The 23,760-nt window shown below is 42.6% G+C and carries 26 protein-coding genes and 1 other annotated feature; of the genes, 21 read left to right on the top strand and 5 right to left on the bottom strand.

What is annotated here, in order from left to right; genetic code table 11:
- Positions 1-15 precede the first annotated feature (15 nt).
- From mutM to ACQKIC_RS07760, 16 genes are all read left to right on the top strand, one after another.
- A complete protein-coding gene (gene mutM / locus ACQKIC_RS07835) occupies positions 16-846 on the top strand; it encodes a DNA-formamidopyrimidine glycosylase (RefSeq protein ID WP_402874411.1) in 831 nt (276 codons plus the stop codon).
- A 77-nt stretch (positions 847-923) separates the two neighbouring features.
- A complete protein-coding gene (gene ytaF / locus ACQKIC_RS07830) occupies positions 924-1,556 on the top strand; it encodes a sporulation membrane protein YtaF (protein WP_402874414.1) in 633 nt (210 codons plus the stop codon).
- A 24-nt stretch (positions 1,557-1,580) separates the two neighbouring features.
- Positions 1,581-2,180 carry a dephospho-CoA kinase gene (gene coaE, locus ACQKIC_RS07825; RefSeq protein WP_427590622.1) on the top strand — a complete coding sequence of 200 codons (600 nt, stop codon included), beginning with the start codon at positions 1,581-1,583 and terminating at the stop codon, positions 2,178-2,180.
- A 157-nt stretch (positions 2,181-2,337) separates the two neighbouring features.
- Positions 2,338-3,375, top strand: a complete 1,038-nt coding sequence (locus ACQKIC_RS07820; RefSeq protein ID WP_427590621.1) for a glyceraldehyde-3-phosphate dehydrogenase — start codon at positions 2,338-2,340, stop codon at positions 3,373-3,375.
- 316 nt (positions 3,376-3,691) lie between these two features.
- A complete protein-coding gene (gene speD / locus ACQKIC_RS07815; protein WP_402874640.1) occupies positions 3,692-4,072 on the top strand; it encodes an adenosylmethionine decarboxylase in 381 nt (126 codons plus the stop codon).
- Positions 4,073-4,311: 239 nt separating this feature from the next.
- Positions 4,312-4,773, top strand: a complete 462-nt coding sequence (gene nrdR, locus ACQKIC_RS07810) for a transcriptional regulator NrdR (protein ID WP_402874421.1) — start codon at positions 4,312-4,314, stop codon at positions 4,771-4,773.
- A 64-nt stretch (positions 4,774-4,837) separates the two neighbouring features.
- Entirely contained in the window at positions 4,838-6,250 is a 1,413-nt protein-coding gene (locus ACQKIC_RS07805) for a replication initiation and membrane attachment family protein (protein ID WP_427668592.1), read from the top strand.
- Positions 6,237-7,175: a primosomal protein DnaI gene (dnaI, locus tag ACQKIC_RS07800; protein ID WP_427590620.1), complete on the top strand. Its 939-nt coding sequence runs from the start codon at positions 6,237-6,239 to the stop codon at positions 7,173-7,175. Before ACQKIC_RS07805 ends, dnaI begins: the two co-directional genes overlap by 14 nt.
- Positions 7,176-7,298: 123 nt before the next feature.
- On the top strand, positions 7,299-8,135 hold the full coding sequence (gene ytxC / locus ACQKIC_RS07795) for a sporulation protein YtxC (protein WP_427590619.1): 837 nt from the start codon (positions 7,299-7,301) through the stop codon (positions 8,133-8,135).
- 438 nt (positions 8,136-8,573) lie between these two features.
- Complete coding sequence (thrS, locus tag ACQKIC_RS07790) at positions 8,574-10,505, top strand: threonine--tRNA ligase (RefSeq protein WP_402874433.1); 1,932 nt, start codon at positions 8,574-8,576, stop codon at positions 10,503-10,505.
- Positions 10,506-10,586: 81 nt separating this feature from the next.
- Positions 10,587-10,763 (top strand): hypothetical protein, encoded by a 177-nt coding sequence (locus ACQKIC_RS07785; protein WP_402874436.1) that lies wholly within the window; start codon positions 10,587-10,589, stop codon positions 10,761-10,763.
- 284 nt (positions 10,764-11,047) lie between these two features.
- Positions 11,048-11,184, top strand: a sequence feature (ribosomal protein L20 leader region).
- A gap of 98 nt (positions 11,185-11,282) precedes the next feature.
- A complete protein-coding gene (gene infC, locus ACQKIC_RS07780; RefSeq protein WP_402874439.1) occupies positions 11,283-11,783 on the top strand; it encodes a translation initiation factor IF-3 in 501 nt (166 codons plus the stop codon).
- Between the two features lie 34 nt (positions 11,784-11,817).
- Complete coding sequence (gene rpmI / locus ACQKIC_RS07775) at positions 11,818-12,018, top strand: 50S ribosomal protein L35 (protein WP_034309070.1); 201 nt, start codon at positions 11,818-11,820, stop codon at positions 12,016-12,018.
- Between the two features lie 35 nt (positions 12,019-12,053).
- On the top strand, positions 12,054-12,413 hold the full coding sequence (gene rplT / locus ACQKIC_RS07770) for a 50S ribosomal protein L20 (RefSeq protein ID WP_402874442.1): 360 nt from the start codon (positions 12,054-12,056) through the stop codon (positions 12,411-12,413).
- Between the two features lie 67 nt (positions 12,414-12,480).
- The gene (locus tag ACQKIC_RS07765) at positions 12,481-12,753 is read left to right on the top strand and encodes a DUF1294 domain-containing protein (protein ID WP_427590618.1); all 273 of its coding nucleotides are present in this window, start codon (positions 12,481-12,483) and stop codon (positions 12,751-12,753) included.
- 63 nt (positions 12,754-12,816) lie between these two features.
- The gene (locus ACQKIC_RS07760; RefSeq protein ID WP_402874448.1) at positions 12,817-13,389 is read left to right on the top strand and encodes a TVP38/TMEM64 family protein; all 573 of its coding nucleotides are present in this window, start codon (positions 12,817-12,819) and stop codon (positions 13,387-13,389) included.
- A 37-nt stretch (positions 13,390-13,426) separates the two neighbouring features.
- On the opposite strand, the gene ACQKIC_RS07755 is transcribed toward ACQKIC_RS07760, so the two are convergent.
- The gene (locus ACQKIC_RS07755; RefSeq protein ID WP_402874451.1) at positions 13,427-13,807 is read right to left on the bottom strand and encodes a sigma-w pathway protein ysdB; all 381 of its coding nucleotides are present in this window, start codon (positions 13,805-13,807) and stop codon (positions 13,427-13,429) included.
- Between the two features lie 106 nt (positions 13,808-13,913).
- Here ACQKIC_RS07755 and ACQKIC_RS07750 point away from each other — a divergent pair, with 106 nt between their 5' ends.
- Positions 13,914-14,402, top strand: a complete 489-nt coding sequence (locus ACQKIC_RS07750) for a dUTP diphosphatase (protein WP_402874643.1) — start codon at positions 13,914-13,916, stop codon at positions 14,400-14,402.
- Positions 14,403-14,465: 63 nt separating this feature from the next.
- Positions 14,466-15,551: a M42 family metallopeptidase gene (locus ACQKIC_RS07745; protein WP_402874454.1), complete on the top strand. Its 1,086-nt coding sequence runs from the start codon at positions 14,466-14,468 to the stop codon at positions 15,549-15,551.
- 54 nt (positions 15,552-15,605) lie between these two features.
- Here the strand turns inward: ACQKIC_RS07745 and ACQKIC_RS07740 are convergent, their stop codons facing one another.
- The 4 genes from ACQKIC_RS07740 to ACQKIC_RS07725 all read right to left on the bottom strand — a co-directional run bounded on the left by ACQKIC_RS07740 (position 15,606) and on the right by ACQKIC_RS07725 (position 19,371).
- A complete protein-coding gene (locus ACQKIC_RS07740; protein WP_427590617.1) occupies positions 15,606-16,307 on the bottom strand; it encodes a LutC/YkgG family protein in 702 nt (233 codons plus the stop codon).
- On the bottom strand, positions 16,304-17,734 hold the full coding sequence (locus tag ACQKIC_RS07735; RefSeq protein ID WP_402874459.1) for a LutB/LldF family L-lactate oxidation iron-sulfur protein: 1,431 nt from the start codon (positions 17,732-17,734) through the stop codon (positions 16,304-16,306). The genes ACQKIC_RS07740 and ACQKIC_RS07735 overlap by 4 nt, the downstream gene beginning before the upstream one ends.
- A gap of 21 nt (positions 17,735-17,755) precedes the next feature.
- A complete protein-coding gene (locus ACQKIC_RS07730; RefSeq protein WP_402874462.1) occupies positions 17,756-18,472 on the bottom strand; it encodes a (Fe-S)-binding protein in 717 nt (238 codons plus the stop codon).
- Positions 18,473-18,639: 167 nt separating this feature from the next.
- Positions 18,640-19,371: a FadR/GntR family transcriptional regulator gene (locus ACQKIC_RS07725; protein ID WP_427590616.1), complete on the bottom strand. Its 732-nt coding sequence runs from the start codon at positions 19,369-19,371 to the stop codon at positions 18,640-18,642.
- A 261-nt stretch (positions 19,372-19,632) separates the two neighbouring features.
- On the opposite strand from ACQKIC_RS07725, the gene ACQKIC_RS07720 reads away from it, so the two are divergent.
- The 3 genes from ACQKIC_RS07720 (at position 19,633) to ACQKIC_RS07710 (ending at position 23,752) form a co-directional block, all read left to right on the top strand.
- Positions 19,633-21,324 (top strand): L-lactate permease, encoded by a 1,692-nt coding sequence (locus ACQKIC_RS07720; RefSeq protein ID WP_427590615.1) that lies wholly within the window; start codon positions 19,633-19,635, stop codon positions 21,322-21,324.
- A 374-nt stretch (positions 21,325-21,698) separates the two neighbouring features.
- Entirely contained in the window at positions 21,699-22,778 is a 1,080-nt protein-coding gene (locus ACQKIC_RS07715) for a YsnF/AvaK domain-containing protein (protein ID WP_427590614.1), read from the top strand.
- Positions 22,779-22,948: 170 nt separating this feature from the next.
- The gene (locus ACQKIC_RS07710; protein WP_427590613.1) at positions 22,949-23,752 is read left to right on the top strand and encodes a general stress protein; all 804 of its coding nucleotides are present in this window, start codon (positions 22,949-22,951) and stop codon (positions 23,750-23,752) included.
- Positions 23,753-23,760: the final 8 nt, after the last annotated feature.

Genomic DNA, 23,760 nt, shown 5'->3' with positions numbered 1-23,760 from the left:
AGATAGGTGATTATAATGCCAGAACTTCCTGAAGTGGAAACCGTCAGAAGAACATTGGAACAGCTTGTTTTAGGAAAGGAAATCCTGGAGGTTTCCGTCTTCTGGCCCAAAATCATAAAGGCACCTGAGCCAGTTGAACAGTTTCAAGATGCATTAAGGGGCCAGACGATCCACAGCATTGGCCGTCGGGGCAAGTTCCTCATTTTCAACATGGACGACTATGCGATGGTCTCCCATTTAAGGATGGAAGGGAAATACGGGGTCCATTCGAAAGAGGAACCTTACGATAAGCATACCCATGTCATCTTCACCTTCACGGATGGCAGTGAGCTTAGGTATCGGGATGTCCGCAAATTTGGAACGATGCATTTATTTCGTAAAGGAGAAGAAATGGTGCAAATGCCTCTGTTGCATTTAGGTCCTGAACCACTATCGGAAGAGTTTACCGTCGAGGGACTTCGTGCAAAACTTGCGAAAACGAGCAGGAAGATCAAGCCTGTTCTACTCGACCAAACCGTCGTGGTCGGGATTGGTAATATATATGTGGACGAATCCTTATTTCGTTCAGGCATTCATCCGGAACGAGTGGCTTCCACCCTCACACTGGAAGAAATTCAAAAACTGCATGCCGAAATCATCGCCACTTTGAGCGAAGCGGTGGAAAAAGGCGGGAGCACGATACGTTCATACGTCAACTCACAAGGTCAAATCGGCATGTTTCAGTTGGAACTTAATGTATACGGACGCAAAGGGGAAAACTGCAAAATTTGCGGTACCCCGCTAGAAAAGCTAGTCGTCGCAGGACGGGGCACGCATATATGCCCGACTTGCCAGCCGAATAAGTAATCATTTGATAAAACACATCGGATGGGCTCTTTCCATATACTGGGGTAGCAACTAGATGGGAAGGAGCATTCATTCCGATGTGGCTACAAATTATTTTTCTTGCTTTTGCAGTAAGTATTGACGGTTTCGGTGTGGGCATGACGTTCGGTATGCGCAAGGTGAAAATACCCTTGAAATCCATTGCTGTCGTATCGGTCTGTTCGGCAATGAGCTTGGGTATTGCGATGGTCATCGGTGAATTCATCAGTCAGCTTATCTCTGTCGGGGCCGCAGAAAAAACAGGGGGCATTATCCTCGTACTTTTGGGGTCGTGGATGGTGTACCAATATTTTAGGCCCGAGAAGGAAACGAATGATGAACGATATCACGAAAAAATCATCTTCAATTTTGAAATTAAATCACTTGGAGTGGCTATCAATATCTTACAAAAACCAATGAATGCCGATTTTGATAGATCAGGGACGATTACTGGTATCGAGGCGCTTGTACTGGGCTTCGCGTTATCGCTAGATGCCTTCGGTGCTGGAGTTGGAGCTGCCATGATGGGGATTTCCCCAATCATTCTTGCACTTTGTATTGCCGTGATGAGCTTCATCTTTATCGGGAGCGGACTTCAATCCGGCAAATTGCTTTCCAATAATAAAATCGTGCAGCATCTGACCTTTCTTCCGGGGGTATTACTGATTTTAATCGGATTATTCAAGTTATAAAGAACGGAGAAAAGGGGGGAGCTTATGGGACAAATCATCGGAATCACTGGTGGAATTGCCAGTGGGAAAAGTAGTGTCAGTCAGTATTTAAGAGAATTGGGTTTCGTGATAGTGGATGCGGATGTGGCTTCCCGTGCAGTCGTGGAACCTGGGGAAGAGGCCTACCTACAAGTGGTGAAGGCTTTCGGGGAAGATCTTTTATTATCTGATGGAACGATCGACCGGGCAAAGTTAGGCTCGATCATATTTCACGATCAAGAAAAAAGGTTGCTTTTAAATCGTATCGTACATCCTGCCGTGAGAAATCGGATGCGCCAAGAAACGGAAAAGGCCCTTGCTGCTGGAGCGGAAACGGTATTCATGGATATTCCACTCCTGTTCGAAAGCAAGCTGACGTTCATGGTGGAAAGGACACTTTTGGTATACGTGGATGAATCGGTTCAACTAGAGCGATTAATGAACCGGAATGCGTTGACGGAAACCGACGCTTTAGCGAGAATCCATTCGCAAATGCCCTTGAAAGATAAAAAGGAACTAGCGGATGCCATCGTCGATAATAATGGCGATATAGAAGAAACCAAAAAGCAGGTTGTTGAAATACTTAAGAAATGGGAGATCCTATAGAGTGGAAAAGGAAGGGACTTTAACGGTTTCTTCCTTTTTGTTTTGAAAAAGGAAGAAATCCGCTTTTTTATTAACACATTTCAAGAGTAATGTGTTATACTAATTACATATGAAGGGTATTAAGTATAACATTAATATATTCAGGAGGGTCCGATAAATGAATTCAAGAATAGCGATTAACGGATTTGGAAGAATTGGAAGAATGGTTTTCCGTAAGGCAATAGTAGATGAGAGTCTGGACATCGTTGCTATTAATGCAAGCTATCCCGCTGAAACGTTAGCCCATTTATTGAAGTATGATACAATTCATGGGAAGTTTGACGGCATAATCGTTGCCGAAAATGATTCTCTTGTAGTGAATGGACGACGTGTACAACTGATAAATAATCGCGATCCAAAGCTATTGCCTTGGAAAGAGATGGATATAGATATTGTAATCGAAGCTACGGGTAAATTCAATGAGCGTTCTAAAGCCGCCATGCACTTAGAAGCAGGGGCAAAAAGGGTCATCCTTTCCGCGCCGGGTAAAAATGAAGACGTTACCATTGTGATGGGCGTAAATCAGGAAGCGTTAGAAATCGACAAGCATTTCGTCATTTCGAACGCGTCGTGTACGACTAATTGCCTTGGACCGGTTGCCAAAGTACTTGATCAAAAGTTCGGCATAGACAATGGTTTGATGACAACCATCCATTCTTATACGAATGACCAAAATAACATCGATAACCCGCACAAGGATTTAAGGCGTGCCCGTGCGGCTGCAGAAAGCATCATCCCTACGACTACAGGGGCGGCTAAAGCTCTTTCATTGGTGTTGCCTCAATTGAAGGGCAAACTTCATGGTATGGCCATACGTGTACCGACTCCGAACGTCTCTTTAGTCGACCTTGTTGTGGATTTAAACCGTGATGTTACGATTGATGAAGTGAATCAGGCTTTCATAGATGCCTCAGAAAATGAGCTTAAAGGAATTATGGAATATACAACAGAACCGCTTGTTTCAAGTGATTTCAAGACCAATCCGCATTCAGCCATCATCGATGGTCTGTCGACGATGATGATTGGTGATAGAAAAGTGAAAATTCTGGCTTGGTACGATAACGAGTGGGGTTACTCCAATCGAGTAGTCGATCTTGTAAAATTGGTGGCTTCGGAGTTGACAAAGGCTTCTGAAGTTCAAATGTCAGTTAAATAAGAGTAAAGGCCCGTTATATGTTTAACGGGCTATTTTTATGGATACGTTTAGGACAGGTACGGAACCTTGGGTATTAATTCCTTGGTCCTGTCAGATTAACAATTAATGATTAAATTTCCAAAAATGCAAAATGCAGTTGCAAAAGAAATCCATACATTATATACTATGAATCGTGAACTTCCTAAAAAGGGAGTTTGCGTAATGGCTACTTAAAGGGTTAGGACCTCTTTGGACTAACTTTCCCCCGTGGTAGTTATTAAGGATTCAGAATTTTTAATTATGTAAGGGGGAACAGAATATGGAAACAGCTTACACGATGGAAACGATGGGAAGACATGTCATTTCTGAACTTTGGGGTTGTGACTTTGAAAAACTGAACAATATTGATTTAATTGAGAGAATCTTCGTCGATGCTGCACTGAAATCGGGTGCTGAGGTTCGCGAGGTGGCATTCCATAAATTTGCTCCACAAGGGGTGAGCGGGGTCGTCATTATCTCTGAATCACATCTGACCATTCATAGCTTTCCGGAACATGGATATGCCAGCATTGATGTTTATACATGCGGCAACTTAGATCCTAATATTGCAGCCGATTATATTGCGGAGGCTTTGAATGCACAAACGCGCGAGAATATTGAACTTCCACGTGGACTTGGTCCCGTGCAAATGAAAAAAACTAAAATGGGTGCTTTATAATAAACGGGTTAACAAGAGATGCTATATATGCATCTCTTTTTTGATGCCATGAAATGGCCATTCTTCACTCATGGAAAAGCTCCATTAACAGGCATTTACATATTAAGTACACACATCCTTTACTTGAAGTTTCACTTTTTACTTGTACTGGTTGCCCCTTTTATATAAGATTAAGATAAAATAGTATTCCTTAGGGAAGTTTGATTAGGAGTATCACTTAAAATACGGAGCTGGTAATGATGAAATGTCCATCATGTCAATATAACGGAACGAGAGTGCTCGATTCCAGGCCTGTCGATGAAAGTAAATCGATTCGACGACGCCGGGAATGCGAGGCATGCGGGTTTCGATTCACTACTTTTGAAAAGGTCGAGGAGACGCCGTTGATCGTCGTGAAAAAGGGCGGGACTCGGGAAGAGTTTAGCCGTGATAAAATCCTGCGTGGACTAATCAGGGCTTGTGAAAAGCGTCCGGTTCCATTGAAGGAACTAGAACAAATCACGAGTTATGTAGAAAAGGAATTGCGCAATCAGGGTATTTCGGAAGTGAAAAGTGACAGTGTCGGTGAAATGGTGATGGACCAACTGGCTGAAGTTGATGAAGTGGCTTATGTAAGATTTGCCTCCGTATACCGACAATTTAAAGATATTAATGTATTTATCGATGAACTGAAAGATTTAATAAATAAAGAAAGAAAGTAGAGCTGAAGATTTACTTTGGCTCTTTTTTCACTATATCTTTTGAAAGGTTTGAATGAAGATGTCAATGCATTGGCAGGAACTGCTCCCCGCGGATTCGTACATGGTGTCCTCTGCGGGGCTGCTTCATGATTATGATCGGAAAATACTGACACGGCTGTACCAACCTCTTATTGGACCGATCTGTATTAGCCTATACATGACGTTATGGAGCGAATTGGAGGAGAACCGGCTTTGGTCGGAGGCTTCCTCCCATTATCAATTGATGAATACCATGGGCCTGAAATTAGGCGATATATATGAAGCACGTCTTTTACTTGAAGGAATCGGATTGCTGAATGTGTACAAGAAATCGAAAGGGGATACGAAGGAATTCATCTATGAATTGAATCCGCCCCTATCCCCGCAGCAGTTTTTCACGGATGGCATGCTGAATATCTATTTATATAAAAAAATAGGAAAAGTCCAATTCAACCGGCTGAAGAGATTCTTTTGTGTGGACACGATTGCAACGGACCAGTTTGAATATGTGACGAAATCCTTTGCAGAGGTTTTTTCATCAGATCATCTAGATTCCCTCTATGTTACGGATGAAGCCAAAAACGAATGGAACCCATTGCCTAAACAGCAATTTATCGATCAATCTGACGGTGTCGAGCCTTCGGGGTTCGATGGCTTGTTTGATTTTGATCTTTTGTTCGCTGGGATGAAGAGCTCGATTGTACCCAAGAAGGCCTTTACGCCTAAAATTAGAAATACCATCGCCAAACTAGCTTTTTTATATGGCATCAATCCGCTTGAAATGCAAAAACTAGTAATGGATGCCGTAACGCTGGACGATGAGATCGATGAAGAGCTGCTTCGGAAAGCGGCAAGGGACTGGTACCAAATTGAACGCCAGGCCGACATGCCTTCCTTGATTAATCGTGTACAGCCTATACGGGAACGGACGCAAAAAGATGAACCGAAAACACAGGAGCAAGAGCTTATTCGCCATTTGGAGACTACTTCCCCGCGTGATCGGCTCATGCAATTATCCGGAGGAGCGGAACCGACCAGTGGTGATTTAAAAGTGGTGGAAGGTGTAATGATCAATCAGAAGCTGAATCCTGGAGTCGTGAATGTTTTAATCGAATACGTTATGCTTAAGACAGACATGAAATTCACAAAGGGATATGTGGAAAAACTGGCAGGTCATTGGGCACGATTGAAGGTTTCCACAGTCATAGAAGCGATGGAACTGGCTAAAAATGAACACCGGAAATACCAAGAGTGGGCACAAGGAAGCAAGAATGTTGCCAAAGGCGGCCGGAAAAAATCGATCAGAGAAGAAGTGGTTCCGGACTGGCTTGAACAGGACGAGGAGAAACAGCCTGAACAGAAAGCGGAACAGCCTGAACTGAGTGAACAAAAACGTGAGCTTCAAGAGAAGTGGAAGCAGTGGAAAGCTGGAGGTGAAATAAACGATGGAAAAGATTAACAGATCGCTTAATAAACTGGCCAATACGGGTGATTTCCAGAAACGGTATGAACAGTTGAAGCAGGAAATCTTTGAAAATGAACAGGTACGTCTTTTTCTGAATGCCAATAGCTCAACGGTCACAGAGGAAATGATCGATAAGAATTTAGGTAAGCTTTACGAATTCATTTCTCAGAGCAACAAGTGTGATAGATGTCCAAGCCTGGATGGGTGCATCAATATGATGCATGGGTATTATCCAAAGCTCGTTGTTCAAGGGAAGGCCCTTAATTTGAATTATGAAATCTGTCCGAGGAAATTGGCAGAGGATGAGAAGCGGAAACGGGAGAGGCTCATTCGCAGTCTATATGTTCCCAAGGATATATTGAAGGCAACGATTGAAGACTTTTCACAAACGGACGATGAAAATAAACGGTTAGGCGTCCTAGGAAAAGCGATATCGTTCATCATGGAATATGAGCCTGGCAAACGTCAAAAGGGATTGTATATATACGGAAAGTTTGGCGTTGGTAAGACGTATTTATTGGGTGCGATCGCCAATGAACTTGCGCAAAGGCAAATCTCTTCGATGATCGTCTATGTCCCGGATTATTTACGGGAGCTGAAAGGTTCAATCGGTGATAATACCGTCAACGAGAAAATAGAGATGGTCAAAATGGCTCCTATCCTGATGCTCGATGATATTGGGGCGGAATCGATGACAAGCTGGGGACGGGATGAAGTCATAGGGCCCATCCTGCAATTTAGAATGCTTGAAAATTTACCGACGTTTTTCACTTCCAATTTTGATATGAAAGGTCTGGAGAATCACTTGACTTATTCCCAACGCGGTGAGAAAGAAGAAGTGAAAGCGGCAAGGGTATTGGAGAGGATTCAATATTTAGCGGAACCTGTAAAGCTTGATGGTATCAATCGCAGAAGGTAAAGGAAGGTGGTCTCTACAAAGAGGCTGCTTTTTTTTGCCCTTTCACACCATCTTACTTCTAAATAAGCCCCTATTCCCATATACATGAAAAAAGTAAAGCAAGGGGGAAGGGGGGATGTCGTAGTGCAAATTACGTTCCAAAATGATTCGGAAGCTTTAAAACTGCTGAATTTCGTTTCTGTCCATCCTTTGGGGACAGAAGTTCAACCATATATTGAATTTTTCCCACAACAAGGTCTCGTTATCGATATGTCCAAACTAAAAACCGATAAATGGCTGACACTGCTCAGTGAAACATTTCATTCCTTTTTACTTGAAGAAAAAACGCTTCCTGTTCTTAAACAAATCATCATCGGAAAATTTTTCTATCGAGAACAAGAAGAAATCGATGCCATCATCGAGATAGCTTCTTCCATCATTGAAGCGGAAAACACCGAATGTGGAGGCAGTTTATTCAGTAGGGAAAAGCAATTGATCGAAGAAGGCCTTCAGAGTATATTGGCGGGAAAGGTGTCTTTTTCATTCGATTCGTTCACTACCTTTCGGTTAAGGTCTTTTCAGCATGCGTTGGAAAAGTATGCAGTTCGGGCCATCGATGAATATAAGCTCGAGCAGGATTACCAAAATTTCATTGCGATGCTCAGGGATTGCCTGCATGAACAGGAATCGAAGGTACCAAGGCTTCACCTTGTCAATCATGACGGGTTTCAATTCTATGATCATGAGCTCGGCAGGATGGATCGCCGAAAACTGACAAGCATGATTGACAGGAAGTTGCTGGCCGATATTTCATTCTTTCTTGATACGGTCCTTTGGGCACCACTCTTATCCATCGCACCGGCTAGCTTATATATTTATACGGATAATAAGGAGGAAGGCCTGATTCAAACGATGACACGAATCTTCGAGGAAAGGGCGACCGTCCTGCCGCTTTCAGCCTTTAAGCAGGCCACTGAATGATTATCTTGGGGATTTTGGGTAAAACCTAATTTTAACCTTGATTTTCAATGCATAACGAATTATAATTTCCTACATACTATTAAAAACAAAAAGTTATGATGAGGACACGGGTATTCTAGTCGCCAATTTACAGAGAGGGAAGCCAGCAGGCTGTAAGCTTCCTATTAGCATAGAACACTTACCACCTTTAAACTTCGGTTCGGAAAGCAATTTTTTTGCGACTATGAGCTGACGGGAAGCTGCCGTTATCTAGTTACAAGTGTCACTTTGCCGTGAAAAGCAGAGTGGAACGAGGGTGGAACCGCGGGTTAATTTAATTACTAAGCTCGTCCCTGTTTTATACAGGGGCGGGCTTTTTTGTGTTTTAATCCGCGCAATTGCTTGGTATCCCCCTGAAACTTGAAACGGATGGTAACTAAAAGAAGGAGTGAAGCTACAATGTCAGAACAACTGAAAATATCTTTTCCTGATGGAGCGGTGAAGGAGTTTGCTAAAGGCACAACAACTGAAGACATCGCAGCATCCATCAGCCCAGGACTAAGAAAAAAATCCATTGCAGGTAAATTCAATGGTGAACTATATGATTTGAAACGTCCAATCGAAGAAGACGGTACCATTGAAATCGTTACACAAGATGCTGCGGAAGCACTTGAAGTTCTTCGCCACAGTACCGCCCATTTAATGGCACAAGCCATCAAACGTCTCTATAAAAACGCTAAATTCGGTGTCGGTCCAGTCATCGAAGGCGGTTTTTATTACGATATCGATCTTGAGGAATCATTGACTCCTGATGACCTTTCAGCGATTGAAAAAGAAATGAAGAAAATCGTCAATGAAAACCTGGAAATCTCACGTATTGAAGTAACCCGTGATGAAGCCATTTCCCGTTTTAAAGAGATTGGCGACGAATATAAATTGGAATTGATCGATGCGATTCCAGCTGAACAGCAAGTAACGATTTATGAACAAGGTGAGTTTTTTGACCTTTGCCGGGGAATTCATGTACCTTCCACTGGAAAGATCAAAGAATTCAAGCTGTTAAGCATTGCAGGGGCCTATTGGAGAGGCGATAGCAAGAACAAAATGTTGCAACGTATTTATGGTACGGCTTTCTTCAAAAAAGAAGACCTGGCTGACCACCTACGTTTCTTAGAGGAAGCAAAAGAGCGTGATCACCGTAAAATCGGTAAAGAATTGGATCTGTTCATGACTTCACAAAAAGTCGGCCAAGGGCTGCCTATGTGGCTGCCAAAAGGTGCAACAATCCGCCGTACGATTGAGCGTTATATTGTGGACAAGGAAGAACGCCTGGGATATGACCACGTATACACACCTGTTATGGGTAGTGTCGACCTTTACAAAACATCTGGACACTGGGACCACTATCAAGACGGAATGTTCCCAGCGATGGACATGGATAATGAACAGCTTGTTCTTCGTCCGATGAACTGCCCACATCATATGATGGTGTATAAAAACAGCATCCATAGCTACCGGGAACTTCCGATCAGGATTGCTGAACTTGGCATGATGCACCGCTATGAAATGTCAGGCGCATTGTCAGGATTGCAGCGCGTACGTGGAATGACATTGAATGATGCTCATATTTTCGTCCGTCCGGATCAAATCAAAGACGAATTAAAACGTGTCGTGAACCTGATTTTAGAAGTCTATAAGGATTTCGATATCAAGGATTATTCATTCCGTTTATCTTACCGCGATCCAAACAATACTGAGAAATACTTCGACGATGATGCAATGTGGGAAAAAGCGCAAAGCATGTTAAAAGGCGCGATGGACGAGCTTGGCCTTGATTACTTCGAAGCGGAAGACGAAGCGGCATTTTACGGTCCGAAACTGGACGTCCAAGTGCGGACGGCTTTAGGAAAAGACGAAACATTATCGACTGTTCAGCTTGATTTCTTGCTTCCTGAACGTTTTGACTTAAACTATGTCGGTGAAGATGGTAAACATCACCGTCCGGTCGTTATCCACCGTGGCGTAGTTTCTACCATGGAACGCTTTGTCGCTTACTTGATCGAAGAATACAAAGGGGCTTTCCCAACTTGGTTATCCCCAATCCAAGCACAAGTGATTCCAGTCTCACCTGAAGTGCATCTTGAATATGCAAAAGAAATCCAAGATAAACTGAAGGCAGCAGGCATCCGTGTTAATTTGGACACTCGTGATGAGAAAATCGGGTACAAAATCCGTGAAGCACAAATGCAAAAAATCCCTTACATGCTTGTCGTTGGTGATAATGAAGTCAACGAAGGCAGTGTGAACGTCCGTAAATACGGCGAACAAAAATCCGAAACGGTATCTTTCGAAGACTTCGTTTCAGCCATTAAAGCAGAAGTGAGTCGTTAACAAAAAAAGGGAGGCACATATTGTTGTGTCTCCCTTTTAATTAAGGCATGATAAAGACAACGAAGAATAAGGAGTGACATCATGAAAAAGAAATTTTCCTATTTATTTGCACCGGCTTTTTTGTTAGTCATCGTTTTATTGATGTTGGATGATTACCGACAATATGCCATTTTCCCAGTCCTGCTGTTTTGGATCGCTCTATTTTCGTGGGATTCGATTGAGAAAAAGAAAAAGGCAAAAGAAAATCCTAACAGGTGATGATCATGCAGGAAATGGAGTGACAGGCCATGGTAGGCCTGAGCATCGGTGAATCAAAAGATGGGTTTATGAATTCGAGGATGTAGTGAAGCACTCCCATTTTGACGTGGTCGCATGATGGTGAATGTTATTTATTCTAAATACTTTAGGAAAATGTATTGTCAAATCTCCTAATGTTTGATAAGATTAATTCTGTTGTGAAAAACGAACGAATTAAAACGAATTAAGTATTTGACAAGTCATCAGTGTTTATGATATATTTCTAAAGTGAATTGAATACGGTTTGAGGAAAGAAGAGGCACCCGCTTCTCACCTGGTTGACGCAAGCAATGCAGTTAACAGGTCATGATTTGATTATTTGGATTTTTCTAAATTAGTCTATCAGTGTGGGTGCTGCATGCATCCACACTTTTTTTATTTTATTATATCCTGTAAGCGAGTTGTGAGCGTGACCTAATTGATTCAAACGTTCGTATTCGCCAATATCTTTGGAGGTGGCTAACTATTAGTAAAGACGCGATGGTAAACGAGGGCATCCGAGCCCGTGAAGTTCGTCTTATTGACCAAAACGGAGAACAACTTGGAATTAAAACGAAATTCGAGGCAATGGAAATAGCCGCTCGTGTAAATCTTGATCTAGTTTTAGTTGCTGCAAATGCAAAGCCTCCGGTAGCCCGGATTATGGACTACGGAAAACACCGCTTCGAGCAGCAAAAGAAAGACAAGGAAGCTCGTAAGAATCAAAAGGTCATCAGTCTGAAAGAGGTTCGCTTGAGCCCGACGATTGAAGAACATGATTTCAATACGAAACTTCGCAACGGAATCAAATTCCTTGAAAAAGGCGATAAAGTAAAAGCTTCTATCCGATTCAAAGGTCGTGCTATCACGCATAAGGAAATCGGTCAACGCGTATTGGTTCGTTTTGCAGATGCATGTAAAGAAGTGGCTACAATCGAGCAACATCCAAAAATGGATGGACGCAGCATGTTCATTATTTTAGCACCAAAAGCCGAAAAGTAATTATTAAGTATTTTGTAATGAGGAGGAATACCTTATGCCTAAAATGAAAACTCACCGCGGTTCAGCTAAACGTTTCAAAAAAACTGGATCCGGTAAACTTAAGCGTTCTAACGCTTACACAAGCCATTTATTTGCTAACAAATCTACTAAGCAAAAGCGTAAGCTTCGCAAAGCTAGCCTTGTAAGCAAAGGTGACTTCAAACGTATTCGTCATATGTTAGATAACATTAAATAAGTTCGATTTATCGAGTTAAATAGGAGGGAAATAACATGCCACGTGTAAAAGGCGGTACTGTTACTCGCAAACGTCGTAAAAAGGTTATAAAATTAGCTAAAGGTTACTATGGCTCGAAACATATTCTTTTCAAAGTAGCTAACCAACAAGTAATGAAGTCAGGAAACTATGCTTTCCGTGACCGTCGTCAGAAAAAACGTGATTTCCGCAAACTTTGGATCACTCGTATCAACGCAGCTGCTCGCATCAACGGACTATCTTATAGCCGTTTAATGCATGGCTTAAAGCTTGCTGGTATCGAAGTGAACCGTAAGATGCTTGCTGATCTTGCTGTAGCTGACGAACAAGCTTTTGCTCAATTAGCAACTGCTGCTAAACAACAATTAGACAAATAAGTCTGACTGATATAAGTCGCTCTCTTTTTTAAGAGGGCGGCTTTTTATATGCAAGGAGGGAAAGAAGATGGAAACGATATGGTTCGTTCTTGTCTATTTCATCATGGTCAACATCATCGGGTTTGTGTTGATGGGCATCGATAAAAAGAAGGCACGGAAGAGGGAATACCGGATCAGTGAAAAGACACTCTGGACCTGGGCCATCATTGGCGGGGGAACGGGAGCATTCATGGGGATGCGTCATTTCCGCCATAAAACGAAGCACTTCACTTTTAAATGGGGCCTACCTGCTTTAATGGTTATCCAGATTGTGCTATTACTCACCAACATCATTCGTTAGTCATATGTTACTGAAATTGCGTATATGCTTGTAGAAGCAGCAAGAATTAGCTGGAGGGAGAACATGGATGAAAAACTGACACTTTTAATGGGTTACGTTCAATCCGGCAGTGTGTTTGCACCATTAATTTTCATCACTTTCCATTTGTTACGACAGTTTTTATTCATACCTGTGATAGTCGTTTGCATTTCAGGGGGCATTTTATTCGGGGCAGCTTTTGGAACCATCTACTCCATCATCGGTCTGACCCTTGCTAATATGATTTTTTATTTCGTCATTGAAAAGTTTCCTAAAATGCAGGAAAAACTGTTTCGTCTTAAAAATAAGCTATTCGGAAATCGGAAACTTAACAGCCGTCAAATTGCGGTATTGCGGCTCATTCCGTTCATCCATTACTATTTATTATCCCTCTGTCTTTTGGAATCCAATAAAGGATTAAAGAACTACTTTTATTTATCCTTCATGACAAATATCCCCGTTGCCTTCGTCTATACGGTTTTCGGTCATTATATTGCGGATTTCAGCCCGACACTCATCATCATCATTTTATTATCGCTTACCTTATTGCTGTACTTATTGAGGGAAAAGCAGACGGTCGTGCCATGGAAAGAATTTTTTCAATCGCATGAAAAATAAAAGCCTTGAGTGGAAGTCACTCAAGGCCATTGCCATTTTAGTCGGTCAAAAACTCCTTAACCGGACTTTTCCAGTCAATCATGGCATCTGGATATTGTTTTTTTATGGCTCTTTCAATCTTTAAGAAATCATCACGCTTTAAGCCTTTCAAAGCGGAAGTTTTCTTCGGCCAGATGAAAATGGAGATCACCTCAAAGGAACGTTCGGTCGTACCTAAATATTTTTCCCCTTCAAACATCACCCCGTTGTAGGTCAATAAAAAATTCTTGCGGATATTCGATGTATCATCGAGCAAAAAGAACTTTTTCTGTTCGTGTGCAAGTTCCAATTTTCGTTTCGGATTAAATAAATATTTGATTGTCGTGTATATGAAAAAGATGATAAGAGCCAAAAGCAAGATCCGTAGTATTAATACCATCAAGTTTCCTCCTAAACAGAGTGATTCCTTTCTTTTACGTATAGGTTTTTAATAAGTTTCATTTATTTGATATAATTTAAGCATGACTGATGAAAGTAGTGATGAAATGAATATCGAAAAATTGATGGACATGCAGGCTGCCTTGGATGAACATATTGAGAAGAAACATGCATTACATAATGAGGATCTTGTTGAGAGAAAAATTCTGGCTCTATTAGTAGAGCTTGGCGAGCTGGCGAACGAAACAAGATGTTTTAAGTTTTGGAGTCTTAAAGGCGCTTCGGATAAGGATACGGTTTTAGCTGAATATGTGGATGGCATACATTTTATTCTGTCACTTGGCATTGAAAAAGGGTTTATGCCCAAAGTGGAATCAGCTTCCCATCTGAAAGGGGAGGATGTAACTGCGCAATTTATAAAGATTTATGGATCCATCAATGAGTTTCGTGTACAGCAGGAGGAGCCTGCCTTTCAAGCGGTATTTACCGAGTACTTACGCTTAGGGGAGATGCTTGGCTTTTCTGCGGTGGATGTAGAGGCCGCGTATGTCAGTAAGAATGAAGTGAATTATGAACGGCAGAAGAATGGCTATTAATTGTGGGTTATACCCATATTTTGTATAATGAAAGTTGAAGTGTATGAATGAGGAGGAACGGGAATGGTTCAATTAGATGGAACGCTTAAGATGTTGAAAGACTTAACGGATGCAAAAGGGATTGCCGGGAATGAAAGTGAAGTAAGAAAGGTCATGACTGAATACATAACTCCATATGCGGATGAAATTTCCACGGATGGATTGGGTAGTTTGATTGCTAAGAAAACAGGTGAGGAAAATGGGCCGAAGATTGTCGTGACGGGCCATTTGGATGAGGTCGGTTTCATGATTACACGAATCGACGATAAAGGATTTTTACGTTTCCAGCCGGTAGGGGGATGGTGGTCACAGGTCATGCTTGCACAGCGTGTGACGATCGTGACGAGCAAAGGCGATGTGACAGGCATCATCGGGTCAAAACCGCCGCATATCTTAACGGCAGAAGCGAGGAAGAAGCCGGTTGAGATAAAGGATATGTTCATTGATATCGGAGCGACCAGTAAGGAAGAAGCACAGGGGTGGGGAATCAAGCCAGGAGACATGGTGGTGCCTTATTTCGAATTCACGGTCATGAATAATGATAAGATGCTTCTTGCCAAAGCTTGGGACAACCGAATTGGTTGCGCCATCGCGATCGATGTTCTGAAACAATTGAAAGATAGTGAACATCCGAATGTAGTGTATGGAATTGGAGCAGTCCAAGAAGAAGTGGGCCTGCGTGGATCTAAAACATCGACATTCAAGATCCAGCCGGATATCGGTTTTGCCGTTGATGTAGGGATTGCAGGGGATACACCTGGTGTAAGTGATAAAGAAGCGATGAGTAAAATGGGGAATGGCCCGCAAATCGTCATTTATGATGCATCGATGGTGGCCCATAAAGGATTACGGGATTTCGTTACGAATACAGCTGATGAAATGAACATTCCTTATCAATATGAATCGATTCCAGGCGGTGGAACGGATGCCGGTTCCATTCACCTAACCGCAAATGGTGTACCCGCATTAGCCATTACGATTGCGACGCGGTATATTCATTCCCATGCTGCGATGTTACACCGTGACGATTATGAGAATGCCGTCAAACTCATAGTTGAAGTGATCAAACGCCTCGACCGGGAAACGGTGGACCGGATTATCTATGAATAATCAATGAGATGAAAATGGAGAGCTTCCTACTAAAAGGAGCTCTCCATTTTTTCTTTATTTATCCTCAACGATGATATAGACTGCTTTGATTGGGCCATGAACGCCTACGACCAAATCCATTTCGATGTCAGCGGAATTGCTTGGCCCTGTAATGAAGTTAATACAGGATGGAACAAGCTCACCTTGCTGAACCTTGGACCGGAGTGCCATAGCGGCCTGGGTCATCCTCGGAACGATGCTGCTCTTTGGAATGATGGAAACATGGCAAGCGGGCAAGAAGCTAATCGAGCGGCCATGGTCCTTATCACTATACAGAACGACTGTAGCAGATTCGGCCAGCGTGATTTCACTGAACGTTATGCCGATGTTGGCACGTTCCGCCATTTCAATATTCTTTCTCCCGATTTGATGATCCCAAACATGGACGCCTGTATCATTCAATACATCCATTAATTGATAGTCTGTGAATCTTTGGTCTTTCGGGATGATGATAGGCCCATTTCCAAGTTCTTCCATTACCTGTTGCAAAACATGTGCAGTCTGACTTGAATCCGTAAGATGGACCTGAGTATGAATCCGGGTGCACTGTTCTCGTAATTCCTCGACGAGCTCTTCTTGTGTTGCATGTTTCAAGACTTCCATCTGTGGGGCATGTTTCCATACGGGGCGGGATATGCCTTCCGTAATGGGGGACCTCCCCAAGTTCTTGGCTATCTTCGCTAAAAATGTATCCTCGTTTTGAATGGTTCCGGTCATGATGATTGCCCTCCTTTGTCACGGTTCTTGAACCAATCTCGGAAGCTTTCCTTATTAGGGGCAGGAAATTCACGGCTTTCCGTCCAAGACTTAAGTGGTCCTGGTCCTTTTGAAATAATATCCCCAGTCTTGAAAGGAGACATGGCGGAAGGAGCCATTTTGGATCCGAATTTATAAAGCATCGGGGAGGCAGCGCCAATTCCGAATGCCTTCATCGCCATTTTTTCAGAAAAAGGAGCCATTTTTTCTTTTTCGACAATGACTTCACGATGCTTCCTCAATAGATCATGAAGCGGGATCTTTACTGGACAGGCATCTGTACAGGCTGCACAAAGCGTCGATGCATAAGGCAATTCCTTATAATCTTCATATCCACCAAGAAGAGGGGAAAGTACCGCCCCGATTGGGCCTGGATAAATCGAACCGTAGGAATGACCGCCAACCTGACGATAGACCGGACAAACATTAATACATGCGGCACAGCGAATGCATTGGAGTACCGATTGGAATTCAGTCCCTAAAATCTTGGAACGTCCATTATCCACGATGACAAGGTGAAATTCCTCGGGGCCATCAATATCGCCTTCATCTCTTGGTCCGGTAAGGGCGGTAATGTAACTGGTCAATCTTTGGCCGACCGCACTCCTCGTCAATAAACTGACAAGGATTTCAAATTCATCGAACGTCGGCACGAGACGTTCCATCCCCATCACCGTAATCTGGGTTTTTGGAAGGGCCGTCACTAAATCTGCGTTGCCTTCGTTCGTTACCAAACCGATGGAGCCCGTTTCAGCAACCGCAAAGTTACAGCCAGTAATTCCAATATCGGCACTCAGGAACTCTTTCCGCAGGATTCCCCGGACATGGTCCGTCAGCTCTTCAGGCTTTTCAGTTTTCGTATAGGCGAGCTTTTCTTTGAAAACGTCTCTAATTTGTTCTTTGTTCTTATGAAGCGCTGGTGCCACGATATGTGACGGAGGGTCATTGTTATCAAGCTGCAGGATATATTCGCCTAGGTCCGTTTCGATGACATCGACTCCCGCTGATTCTAGTGTTGCGTTCAGGTTAATTTCTTCCGTGACCATGGATTTCGACTTCACGACTTTTTTTGCGTTCTTTTTTTCGATGACGTCCTTAACATACCCACTAGCTTCTTCCGCCGTTTCCGCAAAAAAGACATGACCGCCCCTTTTGGATACATTTTCGGCAAGCTGATGTAAATAAAAATCAAGGTTACTTAGTACATGTTGGCGGATTTCTTCCCCAAGGGAGCGCCATTCCTCCCAGTTTCCCAATTCATCAACGGCCGTTAGGCGGCGTCCATGTAAACGTTCTTGGGCACTCGAAACGGCCAATCGCATAAAGTCATTCTGTATTCCTTCGTCCACCCGGTCTTTAAACTTGGCAGAACTCGTTTTCATAGACATCGTTTTGCCTCCTCGGTTTCTTTAAATGCTATTTAATACTTCCGCAATATGTAAAACCTTGATGGGTTGCCCTTTACGTTGGATACGGCCCCCGATATTCATTAAGCAACCAGCGTCTCCGCCGATAAGAAAGTCGGCTCCGGTATCTTCCACATTACAAGCCTTTTCCTCTACCATTTGTCCGGAAATGTCTCCCATCTTGACTGAAAAGGTCCCCCCAAAGCCACAACAGTTTTGGGCGTCCGGAAGCGGTGTCATTTCCAGTCCCTTAACATGGCTCAATAAAATGGCAGGAGCTTCTTTCACTTTGAGCAATCGAGTCATATGGCAGGATGTATGATAGGTCGCTTTACCTTCAAGCTTAGCACCGACATCCGTCACCTTTAGTACATCCACGATGAATTGAGTCAGTTCATACGTTTTTTCTGCCAATGCAACAGCTTTCTTTTCCCAAACCGGATCTCCTTTAAAAAGAACAGGGTACTCTTTGAACATAGCTGCACAGGAACCAGAAGGGGTGACAATATATTGTGCATCCTCAAATGTATGGATCATCTTTTTCATTGCTTCTTTTGAATCCTTTGTATAGCCGCTATTATAAGCCGGTTGTCCACAGCAAATCTGTGATTCCGGAAAGTCAATTTCACAACCAAGCCGCTCAAGCAGTTCCACCGTCGCTTTTCCGACATTGGATTGAAATAAATCCACTAAACATGTGGCGAATAAAGTCACTTTCATAATTTTTCCTCCTTTTTCAAATGAGTTAACAGGTCATCTGATGACTAAAACAGAAAAAGGAAATGGTTGAATAACTTGCCATTTTCCCTAGAAACATGGAATCTTTTTCAGAATAATATATCAAATTCTGTATAATTTGTATAGTTCATTTTTAGTAATCGTGCGTATTATTGATTTTTCTCACTGGTTTGGAGGATGAATTTATCAAAAGATTCCTCGACATTTTGCAAATGGAAAAGCATGGCATGGCGGGCGCCGGCTTCGTCCTTGTCGACGATTGCTTGGTAAATTTGGGTATGTTGCTGATAAAGCCGTTTAAGGGACATTTCTTCAGAATAGAGAGCAAGACGTCGAATGTCACGCATCTTTTCGGTCATCATCACTGACACCTGGCTCATCAATGTAATGAGCAACTCATTTTTAGAAGCGTTCGCAATGGTCACGTGAAACCCTATATCAGCTCTATCACTCAATGCTTCATCGTCGGCTACCTTTAGCATTTCCGCAAGCTTCGTCTCCATTTCGGCAATGTCCTCAGCGGTCCGCTTTTTAGCGGCTAACTCGGCAGTTCCAGATTCAAGTATTTTTCGGACTTCCAGTAAATCTTTAATATTTTCTTTATCCATCAACAGAGCTGTAGTCAATGGGTAGTTCATGATGCTAGGGTCGAAAGTTTTCACGAATGTTCCTTCGCCCTGCTTAATTTCAATGAGCCCCATCGAGCTAAGAGCACTTAATGCTTCACGAATGGCCGGGCGGCCGACCTGGAAATTTTCCGCAAGCTGTTGAATGGAATCTAATTTATCGCCCGGTTTCAAAGTACCGGAACGGATCATTTCATACAGTTCATCACTGACTTCTTCATAAATTTTCTTTGGTTTGATTTTTTTGTAGGCCAAGTAGGAACACCCCGATTTTCTTTGCTTTTTCTAGTTATCTTTATTATATAACACATTGTTGGTTTCTCATCTGTCGATAAGGAAATATGATCAAAAAATAAAAAAACCTTGATTTTCCATTTCTAATCATTTACCTTAAATAAATAATCATCAAGTCATCTGATGACTTCCAGCAATATGAAGAAATATAAATATGAAAGGGTTTTCACTGAATATAAATATCTGAAAGTTTGAAAAATATAGTGAATGGAGTCGAAACGAATGACATGGACACAGAACTTTACACCGATTCTTGATAATCTGGTACTATCATCTCTAGTAGCGCTTATACCCATTTTGTACTTTTTCTGGGCTCTTACCATCAAACGGATGAAAGGATACCTAGCGGGTTTGACAACCTTGCTTGTTGCTTTTGTAACTGCCGTTTTCGCGTATGGGATGCCGGCAGGAAAAGTCGTGATGTCTGCTTCTCAAGGGGCCGTTTACGGACTGTTGCCTATCGGATGGATCATCATCACATCCGTATTCTTGTACAAGATGACTGTGAAAAGTGGGCAATTTGACATTATCCGATCTTCTGTCCTGTCCTTGACGGAAGATCGCCGCCTTCAAGCTTTATTGGTGGCATTCTCATTCGGGGCCTTTTTAGAAGGGGCGGCTGGATTTGGTGCACCAGTGGCCATTTCTGCAGCTCTTCTGGTGGGACTTGGATTTAATCCGCTTTATGCAGCGGGAATCTGTTTAATCGCCAATACGGCACCTGTTGCATTCGGTGCGGTCGGGATTCCGATTATTGCGATGGAAGGACCTACTGGTATTGCGGCTATGGAAATATCCAAAATGGTCGGTCGCCAGTTACCTTTCTTGTCGGCTTTCATCCCACTATATCTCATCATGATCATGTCTGGATGGAAACGGACGATTGAAGTGTTGCCGGCTGTCATCGTTTCCGGTCTATCTTTTGCCATTACCCAATATGTAAGTTCGAATTTCCTTGGACCTGAATTACCGGATATTCTTTCTGCATTAGTATCATTATTTGCCTTAGCCATCTTCCTGAAATTCTGGAAGCCAAAAACGATTTTTCGATTCAAGTCGGAAGAAACGGCAGCAGCTGTTGAAGAATTCGCTTCCGAACAAGAAACAGAGAAAAAGTATACGAAATGGCAGATATTCCATGCGTGGTCTCCATTCCTTCTGTTGACGGGTTTTATTTCCATTTGGGGATTGAATCCAATAAAGCCGGCATTATCCGGTCATTATGAGGGAACGAATGCCATTTTAAAAGGAATCAATGAAATTGGTAAACTATTAACTTTCCAAATTGAAGTGCCTGGTTTGCATAATGAAATTATTGGTAGCAATGGCCTGCCCATTGCAGCTTTTTATAAAATCGAACTGCTCGGTACAGCAGGAACGGCCATTTTACTGGCGGCCATTGTGACAAAGTTCATCGTACATATGTCTTCAAAAGTATTCTTGGATACATTTGTGGAAGCCATGAAAGAATTAGCCAAGCCAATCTTGATGATCTCCTCTGTCGTTGCTTTCGCTTTTGTGACGAATTCTTCGGGGATGTCGACGACCTTGGGAATGACACTTGCAAAGACCGGAGACTTCTTCCCGTTTTTCGCACCGGTCCTTGGCTGGTTAGGTGTGTTCATTACAGGTTCGGATACATCTGCCAATCTATTATTTGGCGGTCTGCAAAAAGTTACCGCTTTAAAGATTGGAATGGAGCCGGTATTGGCGCTCGCGGCGAATTCCTCCGGGGGTGTAACCGGAAAGATGATTTCCCCTCAGTCGATTGCCATCGCTTGTGCGGCTGTCGGACTGGCTGGTAGGGAGTCCGAATTATTGAGATTCACCCTCAAGCATAGTTTGTTCTTATTGCTTCTTGTATGTATTATCACGTTCTTGCAAAATGGCATCCTTTCTTGGATGATTCCATAATGAGAGTAAAACCCCCTCCTGCTTTAAGGATAACCTTAAACAGGAGGGGGTTTTTTGTTTCTAAAATTCTAGTTGGTGAGATTTGGAGACACTTCTTTAGTAGGTAGGACGCCTATATATAGAAGAAAGCGAATCTATTGAGTTTATGCAAACTAGTAAAATGGGGGTATTGATTCTAAACATTACATTTATATAATGCTTGCATCCCTAGTCCAGATGGGGTCTGGAGGGAAAAGGCATTCGTTTTTGAGAACGTAATGTAATGTTATAACACAAATGTAATATGGCTTATTCGTTTAGTTCGCATACTAACGGGTACATTCTAAATATACCAACTACCAAATACATCGATAAAATACGAGGAGGAATTTAATATGAATAAGACAGTTTATGGAGTATATGAATCTAATGCAGAAGTGATCCAAGCAATCAATGCACTTAAAGCGAAAGGCTATGAAGGGGAAGATATAACGGTTGTAGCAGACAAAGAAGAAACACTGGACTTTACGAATCAACAAAGGGAAACGGATGTCCATACCATTACGAATGCATCACATGATGATAGCTTTATGGACAAGGTGGCACGCTTCTTCATGCCAGATGAGCATGCGAACCTTTCAACGAAACTAGCGGATGCCGGGCTTTCTAATAGTGAAGCAGCTGAATACGTGTATGATGTAGAACGAGGAAAAGTGTTGGTTTTAGTTGAAGAAGGCAAAGGTCATCTAACTGCACCAAGAGATTCATTCAAGGCTGGAACAGAAGGAAACACCCGTCCGGTTGGAAAGACGTTGGATAGCAACTCGGAAAACCCACGTTTCAACGGAGCTGAACAGAATGGTTTGTTGAACGATAAGGATACTTCTGTCATGAATGGCCGTGGTCGTGGAACGACAGAAGATGAAAAAACGATTCGACTACGTGAAGAACAGTTGAATATTGATAAAGAAAGAGTTCAGGCAGGCGAAGTCGTCATCGATAAAGAAGTGAAGGAACAGCAAAAAACCATTAATGTTCCGGTTGAGCACGAAGAAGTAACGATTGAACGTCGGCCTGTTACAGGTAGAGAAAGCGGACTGGAAGCAGGAAGCATTAAAGATGGGGAAACTGTAAGAATTCCCGTTGTTGAGGAAAAATTGGAAGTGACCAAAAAACCGGTGGTCACTGATGAAATTGTCATCAAGAAACAAGTGGTACAAGACACTGAACAAGTTCAGGATACTCTTAAAAAAGAAGATATCCAGCTTGATAGTAGTGATCCATCCATCGTACGTGAAAAAAATCTAGGTGAAACGACCAAGAGAGATGCTTTAAATAAAACGGATTCAGTGAAGAATCGCGATTCTCTCAATACAGGAAGAGTCAATACTGGGGTCAATACCGGAGTAGGGCATGACCCATTGGAAGAAAAGAGAAATGTGAAAACCCTTGAAGAACAACAAAAACTTCGTTAAGGGATTAATAGAAAGGACCTGCCGTTTACGAGACGGCAGGTCTTTTTTTTAGGTGCATGACGAGTGGAATTAAATCCTTATCGACTGGCTAGAGCTTGATTTTTGTTTAATTTTGGGTGGTAAGGGTATAACAAGATTAAATAGTAATGCTACAAAAGGAGGAATAATTCATGGGAAAAACATTGCATGGTGTTTATGATTCTAGTTCCGAAGCAAACAAGGAAATCCAGGCGCTTCATTTAAAAGGATGGGATAGTGAGAAAATCACCGTAATCGCGAATAAAAAAGAAGATGTGGCTTTTGTGAACAATAGCCAGAATGAGGACGTCGATATTATCACGAACCAGGATGATGATTCATTCGTAGAAAAAGTGAAACACTTCTTCTTGAATGAAGGATCCGGTGATATCAGAAATCGTTTAGGGAATCTGGGTTTAGCCGATAGTGAAGCCACGGCTTATATAAATGAAGTGGAAGCCGGGAAGTTCTTGATTCTTCTTGACGACGAGACCCCAATAGAGACCGAAGATCATATTACCTCCCAAGAGAATAACCCACTTAAAACCGGTATCGTGAATAATCCGGATCCGAATCTTTTCCCGGAAACGACGGCGAATGCCTATCAAGCAAGTGAAGTAGAGGCACAGCCAGGTAAAGGTGAAGAACTTCATGGGAATTCAACCAACATCTATGATAATCAAGAGATGGGATCGAAACGGGCACAGGAGAAAGAGATGAAGTCGAATTCCACGGAGCAGTATAAGAAACCAAGACCAGAGGATTATGAGGGAACGATAGCGAGCGATCCCCATGTGGATCCCTTTTCCGCTGATACCAAAAATTCTCTGAATGTAGGTGACACACTAAATCAAAACACCGCTCCCCGTGACGGAAAGGTGCCTCAAGATAGTGATGAGAACCCTGACTTAACGGACCCATACATCAAAAATCGCATTAATACGGATCACTTATGAGCCGAAAA

The sequence above is a fragment of the Peribacillus sp. NPDC046944 genome (assembly GCF_050272735.1).
Taxonomy (GTDB): Bacteria; Bacillota; Bacilli; order Bacillales; family DSM-1321; genus Peribacillus.
Note: the sequence above shows the minus strand (reverse complement) of the source record. Positions and strands in the feature narration are given on the sequence as shown.

Excerpts from the sequence above, each read along its gene's own strand:
- mutM (WP_402874411.1), top strand. The coding sequence starts at position 16 with ATGCCAGAACTTCCTGAAGTGGAAACCGTCAGAAGAACATTGGAACAG.
- ytaF (WP_402874414.1), top strand. The coding sequence starts at position 924 with ATGTGGCTACAAATTATTTTTCTTGCTTTTGCAGTAAGTATTGACGGT.
- coaE (WP_427590622.1), top strand. The coding sequence starts at position 1,581 with ATGGGACAAATCATCGGAATCACTGGTGGAATTGCCAGTGGGAAAAGT.
- ACQKIC_RS07820 (WP_427590621.1), top strand. The coding sequence starts at position 2,338 with ATGAATTCAAGAATAGCGATTAACGGATTTGGAAGAATTGGAAGAATG.
- speD (WP_402874640.1), top strand. The coding sequence starts at position 3,692 with ATGGAAACGATGGGAAGACATGTCATTTCTGAACTTTGGGGTTGTGAC.
- nrdR (WP_402874421.1), top strand. The coding sequence starts at position 4,312 with ATGAAATGTCCATCATGTCAATATAACGGAACGAGAGTGCTCGATTCC.
- ACQKIC_RS07805 (WP_427668592.1), top strand. The coding sequence starts at position 4,838 with ATGCATTGGCAGGAACTGCTCCCCGCGGATTCGTACATGGTGTCCTCT.
- dnaI (WP_427590620.1), top strand. The coding sequence starts at position 6,237 with ATGGAAAAGATTAACAGATCGCTTAATAAACTGGCCAATACGGGTGAT.
- thrS (WP_402874433.1), top strand. The coding sequence starts at position 8,574 with ATGTCAGAACAACTGAAAATATCTTTTCCTGATGGAGCGGTGAAGGAG.
- ACQKIC_RS07785 (WP_402874436.1), top strand. The coding sequence starts at position 10,587 with ATGAAAAAGAAATTTTCCTATTTATTTGCACCGGCTTTTTTGTTAGTC.
- infC (WP_402874439.1), top strand. The coding sequence starts at position 11,283 with ATGGTAAACGAGGGCATCCGAGCCCGTGAAGTTCGTCTTATTGACCAA.
- rpmI (WP_034309070.1), top strand. The coding sequence starts at position 11,818 with ATGCCTAAAATGAAAACTCACCGCGGTTCAGCTAAACGTTTCAAAAAA.
- rplT (WP_402874442.1), top strand. The coding sequence starts at position 12,054 with ATGCCACGTGTAAAAGGCGGTACTGTTACTCGCAAACGTCGTAAAAAG.
- ACQKIC_RS07765 (WP_427590618.1), top strand. The coding sequence starts at position 12,481 with ATGGAAACGATATGGTTCGTTCTTGTCTATTTCATCATGGTCAACATC.
- ACQKIC_RS07760 (WP_402874448.1), top strand. The coding sequence starts at position 12,817 with ATGGATGAAAAACTGACACTTTTAATGGGTTACGTTCAATCCGGCAGT.
- ACQKIC_RS07755 (WP_402874451.1), bottom strand. The coding sequence starts at position 13,807 with ATGGTATTAATACTACGGATCTTGCTTTTGGCTCTTATCATCTTTTTC.
- ACQKIC_RS07750 (WP_402874643.1), top strand. The coding sequence starts at position 13,914 with ATGAATATCGAAAAATTGATGGACATGCAGGCTGCCTTGGATGAACAT.
- ACQKIC_RS07745 (WP_402874454.1), top strand. The coding sequence starts at position 14,466 with ATGGTTCAATTAGATGGAACGCTTAAGATGTTGAAAGACTTAACGGAT.
- ACQKIC_RS07740 (WP_427590617.1), bottom strand. The coding sequence starts at position 16,307 with ATGACCGGAACCATTCAAAACGAGGATACATTTTTAGCGAAGATAGCC.
- ACQKIC_RS07735 (WP_402874459.1), bottom strand. The coding sequence starts at position 17,734 with ATGTCTATGAAAACGAGTTCTGCCAAGTTTAAAGACCGGGTGGACGAA.
- ACQKIC_RS07730 (WP_402874462.1), bottom strand. The coding sequence starts at position 18,472 with ATGAAAGTGACTTTATTCGCCACATGTTTAGTGGATTTATTTCAATCC.
- ACQKIC_RS07720 (WP_427590615.1), top strand. The coding sequence starts at position 19,633 with ATGACATGGACACAGAACTTTACACCGATTCTTGATAATCTGGTACTA.
- ACQKIC_RS07715 (WP_427590614.1), top strand. The coding sequence starts at position 21,699 with ATGAATAAGACAGTTTATGGAGTATATGAATCTAATGCAGAAGTGATC.
- ACQKIC_RS07710 (WP_427590613.1), top strand. The coding sequence starts at position 22,949 with ATGGGAAAAACATTGCATGGTGTTTATGATTCTAGTTCCGAAGCAAAC.